General features: G+C 49.7%; 10 protein-coding genes. 7 read left to right on the forward strand and 3 right to left on the reverse strand.

Features of this window, described 5'->3' with window-relative positions; all coding sequences use genetic code 11:
• The first annotated feature begins 29 nt into the window (after positions 1 to 29).
• The 4 genes from surE (at position 30) to BN1044_RS18210 (ending at position 4,647) form a co-directional block, all read left to right on the forward strand.
• Positions 30 to 923 carry a 5'/3'-nucleotidase SurE gene (gene surE, locus BN1044_RS18195; RefSeq protein WP_072309857.1) on the forward strand — a complete coding sequence of 298 codons (894 nt, stop codon included), beginning with the start codon at positions 30 to 32 and terminating at the stop codon, positions 921 to 923.
• A 148-nt stretch (positions 924 to 1,071) separates the two neighbouring features.
• A complete protein-coding gene (locus BN1044_RS18200) occupies positions 1,072 to 1,491 on the forward strand; it encodes a MarR family winged helix-turn-helix transcriptional regulator (RefSeq protein WP_072309858.1) in 420 nt (139 codons plus the stop codon).
• 41 nt (positions 1,492 to 1,532) lie between these two features.
• Positions 1,533 to 2,882: an MATE family efflux transporter gene (locus BN1044_RS18205; protein WP_072309859.1), complete on the forward strand. Its 1,350-nt coding sequence runs from the start codon at positions 1,533 to 1,535 to the stop codon at positions 2,880 to 2,882.
• 157 nt (positions 2,883 to 3,039) lie between these two features.
• Positions 3,040 to 4,647, forward strand: coding sequence for an ABC transporter substrate-binding protein (locus BN1044_RS18210; protein ID WP_072309860.1), 1,608 nt, complete (start codon positions 3,040 to 3,042; stop codon positions 4,645 to 4,647).
• Between the two features lie 70 nt (positions 4,648 to 4,717).
• Here BN1044_RS18210 and BN1044_RS23625 read toward each other — a convergent pair whose 3' ends face one another.
• The 3 genes from BN1044_RS23625 to BN1044_RS18220 form a co-directional block, all read right to left on the reverse strand.
• Positions 4,718 to 4,876, reverse strand: coding sequence for a hypothetical protein (locus BN1044_RS23625; protein ID WP_155395092.1), 159 nt, complete (start codon positions 4,874 to 4,876; stop codon positions 4,718 to 4,720).
• Between the two features lie 248 nt (positions 4,877 to 5,124).
• Positions 5,125 to 7,443: a beta-glucosidase BglX gene (gene bglX, locus BN1044_RS18215; RefSeq protein ID WP_072309861.1), complete on the reverse strand. Its 2,319-nt coding sequence runs from the start codon at positions 7,441 to 7,443 to the stop codon at positions 5,125 to 5,127.
• Positions 7,444 to 7,583: 140 nt separating this feature from the next.
• On the reverse strand, positions 7,584 to 8,654 hold the full coding sequence (locus BN1044_RS18220; protein WP_072309904.1) for a LacI family DNA-binding transcriptional regulator: 1,071 nt from the start codon (positions 8,652 to 8,654) through the stop codon (positions 7,584 to 7,586).
• A gap of 332 nt (positions 8,655 to 8,986) precedes the next feature.
• Between BN1044_RS18220 and BN1044_RS18225 the strand changes: the two genes are divergently transcribed.
• The 3 genes from BN1044_RS18225 to hybO all read left to right on the forward strand — a co-directional run bounded on the left by BN1044_RS18225 (position 8,987) and on the right by hybO (position 14,399).
• Positions 8,987 to 10,294: an MFS transporter gene (locus BN1044_RS18225; RefSeq protein ID WP_072309862.1), complete on the forward strand. Its 1,308-nt coding sequence runs from the start codon at positions 8,987 to 8,989 to the stop codon at positions 10,292 to 10,294.
• 28 nt (positions 10,295 to 10,322) lie between these two features.
• Complete coding sequence (locus tag BN1044_RS18230; protein ID WP_072309863.1) at positions 10,323 to 12,686, forward strand: glycoside hydrolase family 31 protein; 2,364 nt, start codon at positions 10,323 to 10,325, stop codon at positions 12,684 to 12,686.
• A gap of 558 nt (positions 12,687 to 13,244) precedes the next feature.
• A complete protein-coding gene (hybO, locus tag BN1044_RS18235; protein WP_040044698.1) occupies positions 13,245 to 14,399 on the forward strand; it encodes a hydrogenase 2 small subunit in 1,155 nt (384 codons plus the stop codon).
• The last annotated feature ends 2 nt before the right edge of the window (positions 14,400 to 14,401 follow it).

A 14,401-nucleotide genomic window follows, 5' to 3' on the forward strand; every position in this document is an offset into this window, starting at 1 on the left:
TATTTTCCAATCAATTTAAGGATATCACCATGAAAACCACAGAACTTACCGCATTAGCATTGTCCTCTACGTTATCTGCAGCTCAGGTAGCTGCTCGTCCAATGCGCATTTTGTTGGTCAACGACGATGGCTACCAGTCTGCGGGGATAACCTCGTTGCAAAGCAAACTAGCGGCTAAAGGTTACGATGTGTGGATGACGGCACCTGCTACCGATCAAAGTGGTAAGGGATCGGCGATGACGATCAACCCAAACCAAACTTTTGATGTAAAAAAAGTCGGCGATAAACAATATGGTTTCCCTGGGACACCGTCAGATTCGCTTGATTTTGGGTTGCTGGGCGTACTGAAGGACACCCCTCCCGATCTGGTGATTTCCGGCGTTAACTACGGGCAAAATAACGGTGGGAATTTGCAGAGTTCAGGCACGGTTTCCGCAGCGGCGCTTGCAATTCGCTATGGTTACCCAACAATTGCCGCCAGTATTGGTATGCTTATGAGTGAAGATGAAGCCAAAGCAGGATTCCCAAGTACTAAGCTTTATTGGCCTGATGCCGTTGATTACGTTGTTAATATGGTAGACGCGTTGAACGAAAACTGGACGTCGGGTGAAACCGTATTGCCTTATGGCACCGGTGTAAACGTAAACTATCCAGCCTTGCCAAAGAATAAAATTCTGGGAAGAAAATTTGTGCTTAACGACCTGCATGCTAAGCCGATGTTTAGCTATGAAATGCAGCAAGATGGCTCGGCTAAACAGGTTATTAACATCGACGCGTTAACGCCAACAGCAGGTAAAACGGACGTTAATCTGCTGAATGAAGGCTATATCACCTATACCGTGATTGACTCTAATTGGAATGCGCCACAGTTTGATATGATCTATGCATATGCTTTCGATGCCCCTGAGTTAAAACATCCTTAATGCATGATAGACAGATATTAACGGCCTGAGATTTCAGGCCGTTTTTCGTTGAAGAGCACAAACGACAACAGCCGCTCTTATTGCCGCATGAAATTTAGTATGTTAGCCTAACTAAATTAGTTTCACTCCTTCCGAACTGAGCTCTCGAATGATTAACGATCTAAAAAAACTTCAGTGGCACCTCTGGTTTTGCTGGCGCGAAGTTTCGCGTCAAAGCGGCAGTATGGAGCTAACGAACAGTGAGTTTGACTACCTCTATGTGTTACTTGAGCACTCGCAGGGGATGCGGCTCACGGAACTGGCTGAATGTATGAAAGTCAGCAAAGCCTCTGCCAGCGCGATGGTGAGCAAATTGGAAAAACGCGGCTATATTCAACGTATTTCCTGTCCTGAGGATGGCCGTGCAACGTTGTTACAGGCCACCGAGAAGGGGGCTGCGCTAGAAAAGGAAGAGATGGATATTTATGCACAAACCACTCAGCAAATGGCGGCCTCGTTGACGCCAGAAGAACAACAGCAGTTTGAGCGTTTGCTCCACAAAGCCTGCGGCAGTTTAAAAACCGGCTGAATAGCGATGAGAAATAGATAGAAAGAGATCTGGGAAAAGTTATGTTGCAGCAAAGTATTACCCGTACATTCTGGCACTACAGTATTCCGGCCATTGCCGCACTGCTGATCAGCGGCCTGTATCAAATTGTTGATGGTGCCTTTATCGGTCATGCGATGGGCGCTGAAGGCCTTTCTGCCATTAATATGGCTTGGCCACTGTCGGGCGTTTTGCTTGCGGTGGGGATGATGATCGGCATGGGCAGCGGCGCGCGCTGTTCATTGGCGCAGGGCGAAGAAAAAATTGATAAGGCGCGGCGCATTTTAATGCAGGTATTCTGGCTGTTGATCGCTATGGGTATCAGCGTGGGGCTGTGCATCGTTTATTTCGCCCCGATGTTTATGCGTTTGCAAGACGCATCCGGCGTTATTGAAAACTATGGTATTGATTACTTAACTATTATTGGTATTTCGGGGCCGATTGTCCTCGGCAGTATCGCTATGCCGCTGTTGGTGCGCAACTTAGGCGCGCCAAGATTAGCGACTATTGCCATGCTGACGGGAGCGCTGCTGAATGTGCTGATGGATTATGTGTTCATCATTCGCTTGGGCTGGGGATTAAAAGGCGCGGCGATAGGAACGATAATCAGTGAAAGCGTGGCGGTGATTATTTGCACCGGATTTGTTTTCAGCCGCTACAACAAATTACGGCCACGACGCGAGCACATTGCTTTTAACCTGCGCCTTAGTTTGGAATCTCTAACCACCGGTTTTTCCAGCATGCTGATGTATCTTTATCTCAGCGTGGTGGTGATGATGCATAACCTGCTTTTCATGAAGCACGGTGGGCCAATAGAAGTGGCCGCCTATGGGATTGCCAGTTACCTGATTGGTTTCTATTACCTGCTCGCCGAAGGTGTGTGCGGGGGAATGCAGCCGCTGGTGAGTTATTATTACGGCGCACGCCAGCCGGATAAGGTTCGTCAGGTCTTAAAATTAGGTTTGATGACCGCAGTCGGCGGCGGCATTGCGTTAGCGGTCGCGATACTGATTCTCCCATCGCTGTTTACCAGCATCTTTATTTCCGGTGACAGCGCGCTGCACGTGGCAACCATTCACGGCCTGCGTCTGCATCTGTTTGTGATGTACTTAGATGGCTTTATCGTGCTCGCCGCAACGTTCTTCCAAGCATTAGGCCATGCCCGCTACGCAACGTTTATCACGCTGAGCAACATGCTGATCTTGTTTCCATTCCTCGGTTTTTTCCCATGGATATTCGGTCTGGACGGCGTGTGGTTGGCGATGCCTTTATCGAACATCTGCTTATCGATAGTGGTGGTGTTAATGCTTAAACGACAGCTGCGCCGTCTTGGGATCCGTTTGACGCCTAAAAAAGAATCCCTAGCTAACTGAATGAGTGAGTGAAATCCAGCCAAGAAATATGGCTGGATTTTTTTATCCACGGCGTTGAGACACAAGGCCAAAAAAGCATTTTCCGCGAGTTCCCACACAGCAATCAGCAATAGGCGAGCGTAAGGTATACGAACTCATGTGCTGAAAAGGGAATATCATGAAAAAATTGTCGCCATTATGGCTGGTCAGCCTGATAAGCGTGGCACCGTTACATGCTGCTCAAATCCCCGCAGGGACGTCGCTCGATCCCCAACAAATTTTCCGTTACAACAACCATGCTGAACCCGCCACGCTCGACCCACAAAAAATTGAAGAAAATACCGCCGCGCAGATAGCTCTCGACCTGTTTGAAGGGCTGGTGTGGTTGGATGGTGATGGCAAGGTGCAACCCGCGCAGGCCGAAAGCTGGAAAGTGAGCGCAGACGGCAGGCAGATCGACTTTACGTTGCGAAAAAATCTCCGTTGGTCAGATGGTTCGGCATTGACCGCCGATGATTTTGTCTTTGCGTGGCAGCGTGCGGTTGATCCCGCTACTGCGAGCCCATTTGCTAATTATTTTGCCGCTGGACACGTGGTTAATGCGGCTCAAATTGTGAGTGGGAAAATGAAACCGCAGGCGCTGGGCGTTCAAGCGCTGGATGCGCGCACCCTACGCGTACAGCTAGAACAACCAACGCCGTGGTTTATTTCAATGTTAGCGTGGCCCACAACGTTTCCGGTTCCACATGCGGTGGTGGCGCAATGGGGAGAGCGTTGGACTCAGCCTGAACACATCGTGTCTAACGGCGCCTTTGTATTGGCTAAACGTATAGTGAATGAAAAAATTGTCGCCAAACAAAATCCTCAATATTGGAATCGTTCAGAAACGGTATTAAAGCAGGTTGAGTATTTAGTGGTCGACAACGCGATTTCTGGTTATAACCGCTATCGTGCCGGTGATTTAGATTTAACCTGGGTACCCGCCGATCAGATTAAAGATATTCAGCAAAAGATGCCGGATGAATTGCATATTATTCCGCGGTTAAACACCGAATATTATAATTTTAATACCACGCGACCGCCGTTTGATGACGTTCGCGTGCGGCGTGCTTTATATCTCACGGTGGATCGCGATCTGATCGCTCATAAAGTATTAGGACTACGTGAGCCTGCCAGCACGCTAACCCCGCCTCAGGTCGCTGATTTTAAATCTCCGGTACTTGATGAATTAAATGCACCATTAGCTCAGCGAGTTGTTTTAGCCAAAGGGTTGCTGCATCAAGCGGGCTACGACGAACAGCATCCGTTAAAATTTGAGCTGTTTTACAACAAATATGACCTGCACGAAAAAACTGCGATAGCACTTTCGTCACAATGGAAGAAGCTGCTGGGTGCGCAGGTAACGTTACGCAATATGGAATGGAAGACCTATTTAGACGCGCGTCGGGCAGGGGACTTTATGTTGTCACGGCAGTCTTGGGATGCGACCTACAATGAGCCTTCCACATTTTTAAATACGCTACAGTCAGTGAGTGTGGAAAACGTTGGGCATTGGAAAGATGCTGAATATGACCGGCTATTGAAGCAGGCAGAGAGCGTGTCCGATCCCGTGATGCGCAATGTTTTATATTCACAGGCTGAGGTGAGGATCAATCAGCAGGCCCCCATTATTCCAATCTACTATCAACCGCTGATTAAACTATTGAAGCCTTACGTCGGTGGGTTCCCTACACATAACCCACAGGATTATGTATATAGCAAAGAGCTGTATATTATTGCGCATTAAGATGAGCTATTCATGCCTCAGACGTGGGGAATATGTATACGTTGGGGCATGAGTAAATATCTGTTAGCTTTTATTCCATCACACTGAGAGTGACGTCGCAAACAAAATACGTAACGGTAAAAATGCTCAGAATGGCCCATATATTAGCTTCTCCCAACATACTGGCCAGCAGTGCCAGAGATAGGCTAAAACCAAACATAATGACCCACGTGATAATTTTATTAGGCATGATATTCCTACCTTGATTCACGATGCATTCATTTAGTTGTTATTCACTGAATAACAGTATGAACCGCAGGTGGAATAATGCCAGTTTATAAAAGTTAGCTTATATTGGGTAATGTCAGTAAGTTTAAATAAATGTATTTTCTTGCGGTATTAATATCAGGCTATATAAAAGAAATTCATTTGCGGAGAGGAGAGTTAAGCCTCCCTCAATGAAATAGGGAGGCTTAAGGATAGAGTTAACCAGAATGCTTAAAGTAACTCAAATTCCCCTTTATTCACACGCTGTGAATCGAGGCCGATGAACACGTTAAATTTGCCCGGCTCTGACACATATTTCATCGACGCATTCCAAAACTTCAGCTGTTCGGCATCAATTTTGAAGCTGATGGTTTTCTGTTCGCCAGATTTTAGCGTTACTTTTTCAAAGCCTTTTAGCTCTTTAACAGGGCGACTCATCGATGCTGTTTTATCTTGTAGATAGAGCTGAACCACGGTGGCACCGTCACGTTTGCCGGTGTTTTTTACCGTTACGCTGGCGGTTAAGCTGCCGTCACGCTTCATCACCGGGCTCGACATTTTCACATCGGACACGCTGAAAGTGGTGTAGCTCAGACCATAACCAAACGGATAAAGCGGGCCGTTGGCGGCATCATAATAATGAGAGGTATATTTCTCTGGTTTCTCAGGATTATACGGGCGGCCCGTATTTAAGTGGCTGTAGTAAATCGGGATCTGACCAACCGAGCGTGGGAAGGACATGGGCAGTTTGCCCGATGGGTTGTAGTCACCAAACAGCACGTCAGCGATGGCGTTACCGCCTTCGGTGCCTGAGAACCAACTTTCTAAAATGGCATCGGCCTGCTGATCTTCTTTCTCAAGCGCCAGTGGGCGGCCATTCATCAGCACCAGTACCAAAGGTTTGCCCGTTTGCTTCAGTGCGGCGATCAGATCGCGTTGGCTTGGCGGAATGGTGATATCGCTGCGGCTCGATGCTTCGTGCGCCATACCTTGAGCTTCACCCACGACGGCGACGATAACATCTGATTGTTTAGCGGTAGCTACCGCCTCATCAATCATAGCCTGCGGCGATCGGGTATCAACGCTCACCGCTTTTTCATACAGATTCAGAAAATCAGTGATCCCCGGATCGTTCGATACGTTGGCACCTTTGGCATATAAAACCTGTGCGTTGCTGCCCACCGCATTGCGCAGACCTTGTAAAACGGTTATCGACTGATCAATCACTCCCGCTGCAGACCAACTGCCCATCACATCACGCTTGCTGTCGGCCAGAGGGCCAATCAGTGCAATAGTGCCTGATTTTTTCAACGGTAGGGTATCCAGACGGTTTTTCAGCAGCACCATGCTTTCACGTGCCACGCTGCGTGCTTCTGGACGATGCAAACGGCTTTCCGCGTTGGTATCGACCGGATCTGAACCGACAGGCCCTAAGTGGCTGTAAGCATCGTTAAATAGACCCATATCATATTTCACATTCAGAACATGACGCGCGGCGTCGTCGACTTCTTTTTCGCTCACGCGTCCGCTTTTGACCAAGCCGGGTAGGTATTTGCTGTAATACTCATCGCTCATGCTCATGTCGATGCCGGATTTCACCGCCACGCGCACGGCATCCTCAGGATCGCTAGCAACGCCGTGCTTAATCAGTTCTTTGATCGCGCCGTGATCGCTGATGGTGATGCCTTTAAAATTCCATTCATCGCGCAGCACGCCTTTTAATAGCCAACTGTTGGACGTTGCCGGTGTGCCGTTAATCGAATTGAGTGACACCATAACGCCGCCGCTGCCTGCGTCTAGCGCGGCTTTGTACGGTGGCATGTAGTCTTGGAACAAACGCTGCGGGCTCATGTCCACGCTGTTGTAATCGCGTCCGCCTTCCACTGCGCCATACGCGGCGAAGTGTTTCACGCTGGTCATGACCGAATGACGATCTGCTGGGCTGTTACCCTGCATGGCTTCAACCATTAAACGGCCCATTTCAGAGGTCAGATAGGTGTCTTCACCGAAGCCCTCTGATGTGCGCCCCCAGCGCGGATCGCGGGTGATATCGACCATCGGTGCCCACGTCATGTTTAGCCCATCTTCGCTGGCTTCATAGGCTGAAATACGGCCAACGGTGGTGACTGCATCGCGATCCCAACTCGATGCTAAACCGAGGCTGATAGGGAAAACGGTACGCTGGCCGTGAACTACGTCATAGGCGAAGAACAGAGGGATTTTCAGGCGGCTGAGCTGCATGGCCTGATCCTGCATTTTACGAATATCTTGGCGAGTTACGGTGTTAAAAATAGCCCCGACCTGACCCTGTTTGATCATCTCGCGAATGGCTTCTTTAGGATTGTCTGGCCCCACGCTGATAAGACGCATTTGGCCTATTTTTTCATCCAGCGTCATTTTGCTTAGCAGATCGGTTACGAAAGCATCACGCGCCTGTGTGGATTGCGATTTCACCATTGGGTGAACGGGTTGGGTTGTCTCTGCGTGAACAGGAGACAGAGTAGTTGCAATCAGTCCTGCGACCAGACTGAGCGAGCAAAGCCATTTCATCGCGGAATTTTCTCTCGTATTGGCTGCTAAGCAGCGGATGGAAGTGAGCACAGTTTGCCACAGGCTTTATTAGCATACCCTTCATATTTAAGGGGATGCCTAAAATAATAGTGAATAAACTCAAGGCAGAACGGGGCGCTTTAACCATAAACCCCGTCTTTTTGCACCAATGCCTGATTTTGGCTAGTTCGGATGCGCCGAACCGAGTCTCGTGCCACCAGCGTTCCGTTCAATAATAAATTGCCAATCGGTGTGTTTGGCTGCATGAGCCGGCGTTGCAGCATGCGCACCGCTTCCTCTCCCAGCTCGTCTCTAGGTACGTGAACCGAAGTGAGTGGAATATCGTGGATAGCAGCCAGATTGAATCCGTCCATGCTCATCACAGAAATATCCTGAGGTACGCGCAATCCTGCTTTTAATAGGGCATTGACGGCGCCGACCGCCATATAGTCTCCTCCGGCGAGGATGGCGGTTGGACGATGTTCGGCAGGACAATGCTCAAGAAACTGAGCAACGGCGAGTTCTGCATCTGCGGCACCAAAACTTGGCGCGGTGAGTAGGGCATCGTCGCTATTAAACGGAAGATTATGTGCTTGATAGGCTTCACGAATACCGGCTAAGCGCAGCTCCATGGTATAGCGGCGCAGGCAAAGCAAATGCAAAATATGTCGATGGCCTTGCTCAAAGAGGTAGTTTGCAGAAAACTCGCCGATGGTTTGATGGTCGGGCGCAATACCGGGCAGACGCATTTTGCGATCGCGACAGTTGATAAGAATACACGGTTTGCCTAAGTCTGCGGCGAGAGAGTGAATATAGGGATCGTCAATGCCAATCAGCATGGCGGCTTCGGTAGCGGGCTCGTTCATTTTTTGCAGGAAGAGGGCGACATCACTGTCATTCTCCTCTAAACAACAATAGCGCAGTCGGACCTCGTGAGGCTCCAACGCTTGAGCAATTCCTTGGATCACCTTGTAGTAAAAGATGTCAGACCGCACGTCAAATGCGCGCTGGGGCGCAAACACCACCAGTCCGTTAAGCAGCATTCTCCCCGTCGAGATCTCATCTAAGACCCCCTGCTGGCGCGCCGAGGCTAAAACACGCCGTTTAGCCGCTTCACTGGTATTCGATTTCCCTGATAGAACGCGCGAGACCGTGCTGATAGAAAGCCCCGTTTGGGCGGCGATTTCGCGGATTTTTAGCTTTCCGTTCATTTTGTGATCTCGTTCAAATTCGAAAATGACAAAATTTTCATAAGCCAATAATCGCCATACAACGGGAGTTTTTGACCGAAAACAGTGAATTCCAAGAGTCGCATGAAAATCTTTGCAAAAAAGTGCGTATCCCCACGTTTTTAACTTCTTTACTCTCAGTTGGTCGACCAATTACAAGCGTTATCTTGGTCACAAAAATGGATAATTAAATTAAAAATCAAATATATAGTCATAAATAGCGATATTCTTATTGGTAAGACACATTTCAAAAAGCTCTATACCAACGATGTGTTCAGCCGACGGCGTATTGCTACTGCGACCAGGGGATCACCATGAGTCTTGATATGAATCAACCGGCTGTGGCTGTAAAGGAAAAACGCAAGATTAAGAATCTACGCTGGTGGATGTTAGCGCTGTTCCTGCTGGGGGTGACGGTCAACTACATCACGCGTAACTCGCTAGGGATTTTGGCACCAGAGCTGAAAACCAGCCTAGGGATGACCACCGAACAGTATTCGTGGATTGTGGGTGCCTTTCAGATTGCCTATACCGTGTTTCAACCGCTGTGCGGCTGGCTTATCGACGTGATCGGCCTGAAGATTGGATTTCTGATTTGCGCGGGGATTTGGGCGTTAATGTGTATGCTCCATGCGGGAGCCGGCAGTTGGATGCAGCTCGCGATTCTGCGCTTCTTTATGGGCGGCGCGGAAGCCGCGGCAACGCCAGCCAATGCCAAAACTATCGGTGAATGGTTCCCGAAAAAAGAGCGCCCAATTGCAGCGGGCTGGGCTGGCGTCGGGTTCTCGATTGGCGCAATGCTGGCGCCGCCGATTATCGTGGTTGCCCATGTTTCATTTGGCTGGCAGGGCGCATTTATGTTCTCTGGCGTTCTGGCCATGCTGTGGGTGGTGCTGTGGTGGCTGTTCTACCACAATCCAGAACAACACCCGAATTTAAGCAAATCTGAGCTGGAATATATCAAGCAGGACAATGAACCTGCGTCGGTTAAGTTACCGTTCCTCAAAGCATTAGCCACGGTATCTAAAAATAAACGCTTCTATGGTATCGCCATTCCAGCCTTTATGGCTGAACCGGCATGGGCCGTGCTGAGTTTTTGGGTTCCGCTCTATTTAGCTAACGAACGTGGCATGGATCTTAAACAGATTGCGATGTTTGCTTGGCTACCGTTCTTGGCAGCAGATTTAGGCAGCGTAGCCAGCGGATACCTCACGCGGATTTACGCCAAAGTCTTTGGCACCTCTCGCGTCAACTCTATCGTAGCCAGCTCGGTAACCGGTGCGTTCCTGATGATCTCACTGGCGCTGGTGGCTATCACCAAAGACCCCTACATCACCATTGCGTTGATTTCCGTTGGCGGCTTTGGTCATCAGGTCATTTCCTGCATGTTGAGCGCCTTGGTGGTTGAATCATTCGATAAAGGCCAAATGGCCACCGTGAACGGGATGCGTGGTTCCTTTGCGTGGATCGCCAGTTTCCTGTTCTCACTGCTGATTGGCGTGACCGCCGACAAAATCGGCTACAACCCGCTCTTTATCGCCATGGGCTTCTTTGACCTGATTGGCGCCGTATTCCTGATTGCTTTTATTGCCGAACGTCGTCAGAAGCCACGTCAGGCCTGATCCTTTAAATTTTTGGAAGAGTAACACAATGAAAACGTTGAAAAACTGGATCCTAAATCGCCAAGCAGCCGATCACGTTGAGTTAAAAGTCGATGGTCAGCATTTATTCCGCATCTATATCTTAGAATCAGGGCTATTCCGCGTGCTGATAAAACAGCGTGGTGAACTGGCGCTGAACCGCACGTGGAGTATCGCCCCGCAAACGGATGTGCCTTGGGAGGGGCGTGACCGTGAAAGCACCGAGGGTTTCACACTGCCAGCTTTTGAGCTGGTACAGCGTGATAATGAACTGTCTATTTGCACCGACAAAATGCGGGTGACGGTACATCAACCGCTGTGGCTAGAATGGGAATATTGTAACGATGCCGGTGAGTGGCTGCCGTTGGCGGCAGACCGCCCAACCAGCGCTTATCTTCTGAACGCGCACGGCGATGGCGTGGCACATTATCAGCGTCGTTTCCCAACCGAAAGCTACTACGGCTTGGGCGAAAAAGCAGGCGATCTTAACCGTACCGGTGGGCGCTATGAAATGCGCAATCTGGATGCGATGGGCTACAACGCAGCGTCAACCGATCCGCTGTATAAGCACATCCCGTTCACGATTACGCGCAAAGCAGACGTTAGCTTCGGCCTGTTTTATGACAACCTTACTAGCACCATGCTGGACTTGGGCAATGAGCTGGATAACTACCATTTAGCCTACCGCCGCTATCAGGCGGAAGCCGGTGACTTAGACTATTACATGTTTGTTGGGCCCAAGGTGTTGGATGTTACCAAAGCCTTTGTGCGGCTGACCGGTAAAACATTTTTCGGACCAAAGTGGAGCCTTGGCTATAGCGGCTCCACCATGCACTACACCGATGCGCCGGATGCCCAAAATCAGCTGATGAAGTTTATCGAGCTGTGCCGTGAGCACGATATTCCGTGCGACTCATTCCAGCTGTCATCGGGTTATACCTCAATTAACAACAAGCGCTATGTGTTTAACTGGAACTACGACAAAGTGCCTCAGCCAAAGGTGATGTCGCAGGCTTTCCTCGACGCAGGGATCAAACTGGCGGCTAACATCAAACCGTGTTTGTTGCAGGATCACCCCAAATATCAGGAAGTGGCGCAGCAGGGGTTATTCATTCGTGATTCAGAATCGGACTGCGCTGAGCGCTCGGTGTTCTGGGATGACGAAGGTTCCCATCTTGATTTCACTAACCCAGCCACGGTGAAGTGGTGGCAAGACAACGTAACCCAGCAACTGTTAGAAATGGGTATTGGCTCGACGTGGAACGATAATAACGAATATGAAGTCTGGGACGGCGAGGCGCGCTGTCATGGTTTTGGTCAGGAAATCGCGATTAAACAGATCCGACCGGTAATGCCGTTGTTGATGATGCGAGCTTCTTTAGAAGCGCAGCAGCGTTTTGCACCTAAGCAGCGTCCTTATTTGATCTCACGCTCCGGCTGCGCAGGCATGCAGCGCTATGTCCAAACGTGGAGCGGCGACAACCGAACTAGCTGGCAGACGTTGCGTTACAACACGCGTATGGGCGTGGGGATGAGTCTGTCTGGCTTATATAATGTGGGTCATGATGTCGGTGGATTCTCCGGTGACAAACCAGATGCCGAGCTGCTTGTGCGCTGGGTTCAAAACGGCGTGATGCACCCACGCTTTACTATTCACTCGTGGAACGACGATCACACGGTGAATGAACCATGGATGTATCCGGCGGTGACACCGGCTATTCGTGATGCCATCGTGCTGCGCTATCGTCTACTGCCGTATTTTTATACTTTGCTGTGGCAGGCGAGTGAAAACGATGAGCCGATGCTGCGTCCGACCTTCCTCGATCATGAAAATGATGCGGCGACTTTCGCAGAAACCGACGATTTTATGTTGGGTAAGGATTTGCTGGTGGCGAGCGTGGTGGAGCAAGGGCAGCGCCAGCGTGACATCTATCTGCCTGCCAACGAAAGCGGTTGGTATAATTTCTACACCGGGCAGTGGTTTAGCGGCGGTCAGACAATCACCGTGGACGCTCCTCTAGAGCGCTTGCCGCTGATGGTGCGCGCTGGGGCGATGCTACCGTTGTCAGGACGTACCGCATTCGTAGATTCTGCCGCGGATGATTCTCGTGAATTGATGCTGTTCCCACCGATGGGTAAAGGTAGCGATCGCGGCATGCTGTTTGATGACGATGGCGAAACCTATGCTTGGCGAGAAGGGCAGGCCCTGTGGCTGAATTGGGAGATCGCGACTGATAACCAACGTATCGACGTAACGTTTACCCACAAAGGTGATTTCCAGCCGGCGTGGAAGGAAATCGTTATCCGTCTACCACAAAGCGAACAGCGTAAGCTGTATGTGAACGGCGTGCAGTGCACAAGCTTTAGCCTTTAAGTCAGCTTAAACCATACCCCACCTTAGCTCATACCCCACCCTAACCCTCCCCTTCACAGGGGAGGGAACCGTTCGATGATGTTTGTAAGATCCTCGATCTGCTCCTCCCCCTGCGAAGGGGGAGGCTGGGAGGGGGTCTTGCTAACTCGTTGCTAAAGTGAAGCTGGCAGGGTAAATGCTAATTCCGCGCTGCTGCTTAAATAATTATTTAACTAAATAATAGAACCAAATAAATAGAACTAAATGAATTTAATTTATTTAATTCTGACTTAATGGCATTAATACAAACCACTCTCATTTAGCTATTTCTCTAAATTAAGAAAACTCGTACGAAAGTAATCTCGAAACCTATATTTTCAATTCCTGAAAATAATAATATTGTGGAATATTTGTGCTATTTAATTTCCGCTGAATCGGTTTTATTCACATTATTCGTATTGACCTTCCACTAATCCTTCTCAACTTGATAAAGATCAACCACAACCAGTAGGGTTAATCCTTAGCATTTCACTACCTAAGCATTCCGCCAGACGAATGCGCATCTAAGGAATACTACGAATGGCTGAGGATAACTTTCTATCCGCTCACGGTGTGAACCGTCGTGACTTCATGAAGTTGTGTGCGGGTATGGCCGCTACACTAGGGCTAAGTTCCAATGCGGCAGCAGAAATGGCTGCGGCAATCACAAATCCACAGAGACCACCCGTTATCTGGATTGGCGCTCAAGAATGTACCGGCTGTACTGAGTCTCTGTTGCGTGCCACGCACCCAACAATTGAAAACCTGATCCTCAATACTATTTCACTCGAATATCATGAGGTGTTGTCAGCGGCCTTCGGACATCAAGCCGAAGAGAATAAACATAACGCGATGAAGCGTTATAAAGGCAAATATGTTCTGGTTGTTGATGGCTCCATTCCGTTAAAAGACGGTGGCGTTTATTGCATGGTCGCCGGTGAGCCTATTGTCGATCATATTCGTCGCGCCGCTGCTGATGCGGCAGCGGTTATCGCTATTGGTTCCTGCGCTGCATGGGGCGGTGTCCCTGCCACCGGAGGCAACCCAACCGGCGCGGTCAGCCTTGAAGAAGCCATCGGCAAACCGGTCATCAACATCCCTGGTTGCCCGCCAAACCCGCATAACTTCCTGACCACCGTGGTGTATTACATCACCTACGGCAAGCTGCCTGAGCTAGACAGCAAGCATCGTCCGCTGTTTGCCTATGAACGTTTAATTCACGAAAACTGCGAGCGTCGTCCTCATTTTGATGCGGGTCGTTTTGCCAAAGAATTTGGCGATTACGGTCATCGTCAAGGTTGGTGTTTGTATCATCTAGGCTGTAAAGGCCCTGAAACCTACGGCAACTGTTCAACGTTGGAATTCTGTGATATTGGCGGCGGTATCTGGCCTGTGGGCATTGGTCATCCTTGCTATGGCTGCAATGAGCAGGGCGTCGGCTTCACGAAAGGAATTTTCCAACTGGCGAACGTTGAAAATCCAACGCCGCGTGTGGACAAACCCGGCGTGGCTAATCGCGAAGGTGGGCATATTTCACCAACGGCGACCGGCCTGATTGGCGGTGCTTTGGGGATCCTGATTGGGGTCAGCTTGATGACGGTACGTGAGCTTGGTCGCCAGCAAAAGCGCCATGAGTCGGAGCGCCAAAACGCTGAGAAAAGCCACGCTGAGCACCATGATTCACGGGGGGAATAACC

Source organism: Hafnia alvei (assembly GCF_900095695.1).
Taxonomy (GTDB): domain Bacteria; phylum Pseudomonadota; class Gammaproteobacteria; order Enterobacterales; family Enterobacteriaceae; genus Hafnia; species Hafnia alvei_B.

Coding starts and splice junctions, on each gene's coding strand:
- BN1044_RS18200 (WP_072309858.1), top strand. CDS start 1,072: ATGATTAACGATCTAAAAAAACTTCAGTGGCACCTCTGGTTTTGCTGG.
- bglX (WP_072309861.1), bottom strand. CDS start 7,443: ATGAAATGGCTTTGCTCGCTCAGTCTGGTCGCAGGACTGATTGCAACT.
- BN1044_RS18205 (WP_072309859.1), top strand. CDS start 1,533: ATGTTGCAGCAAAGTATTACCCGTACATTCTGGCACTACAGTATTCCG.
- hybO (WP_040044698.1), top strand. CDS start 13,245: ATGGCTGAGGATAACTTTCTATCCGCTCACGGTGTGAACCGTCGTGAC.
- BN1044_RS18230 (WP_072309863.1), top strand. CDS start 10,323: ATGAAAACGTTGAAAAACTGGATCCTAAATCGCCAAGCAGCCGATCAC.
- BN1044_RS18225 (WP_072309862.1), top strand. CDS start 8,987: ATGAGTCTTGATATGAATCAACCGGCTGTGGCTGTAAAGGAAAAACGC.
- BN1044_RS23625 (WP_155395092.1), bottom strand. CDS start 4,876: ATGCCTAATAAAATTATCACGTGGGTCATTATGTTTGGTTTTAGCCTA.
- BN1044_RS18210 (WP_072309860.1), top strand. CDS start 3,040: ATGAAAAAATTGTCGCCATTATGGCTGGTCAGCCTGATAAGCGTGGCA.
- surE (WP_072309857.1), top strand. CDS start 30: ATGAAAACCACAGAACTTACCGCATTAGCATTGTCCTCTACGTTATCT.
- BN1044_RS18220 (WP_072309904.1), bottom strand. CDS start 8,654: ATGAACGGAAAGCTAAAAATCCGCGAAATCGCCGCCCAAACGGGGCTT.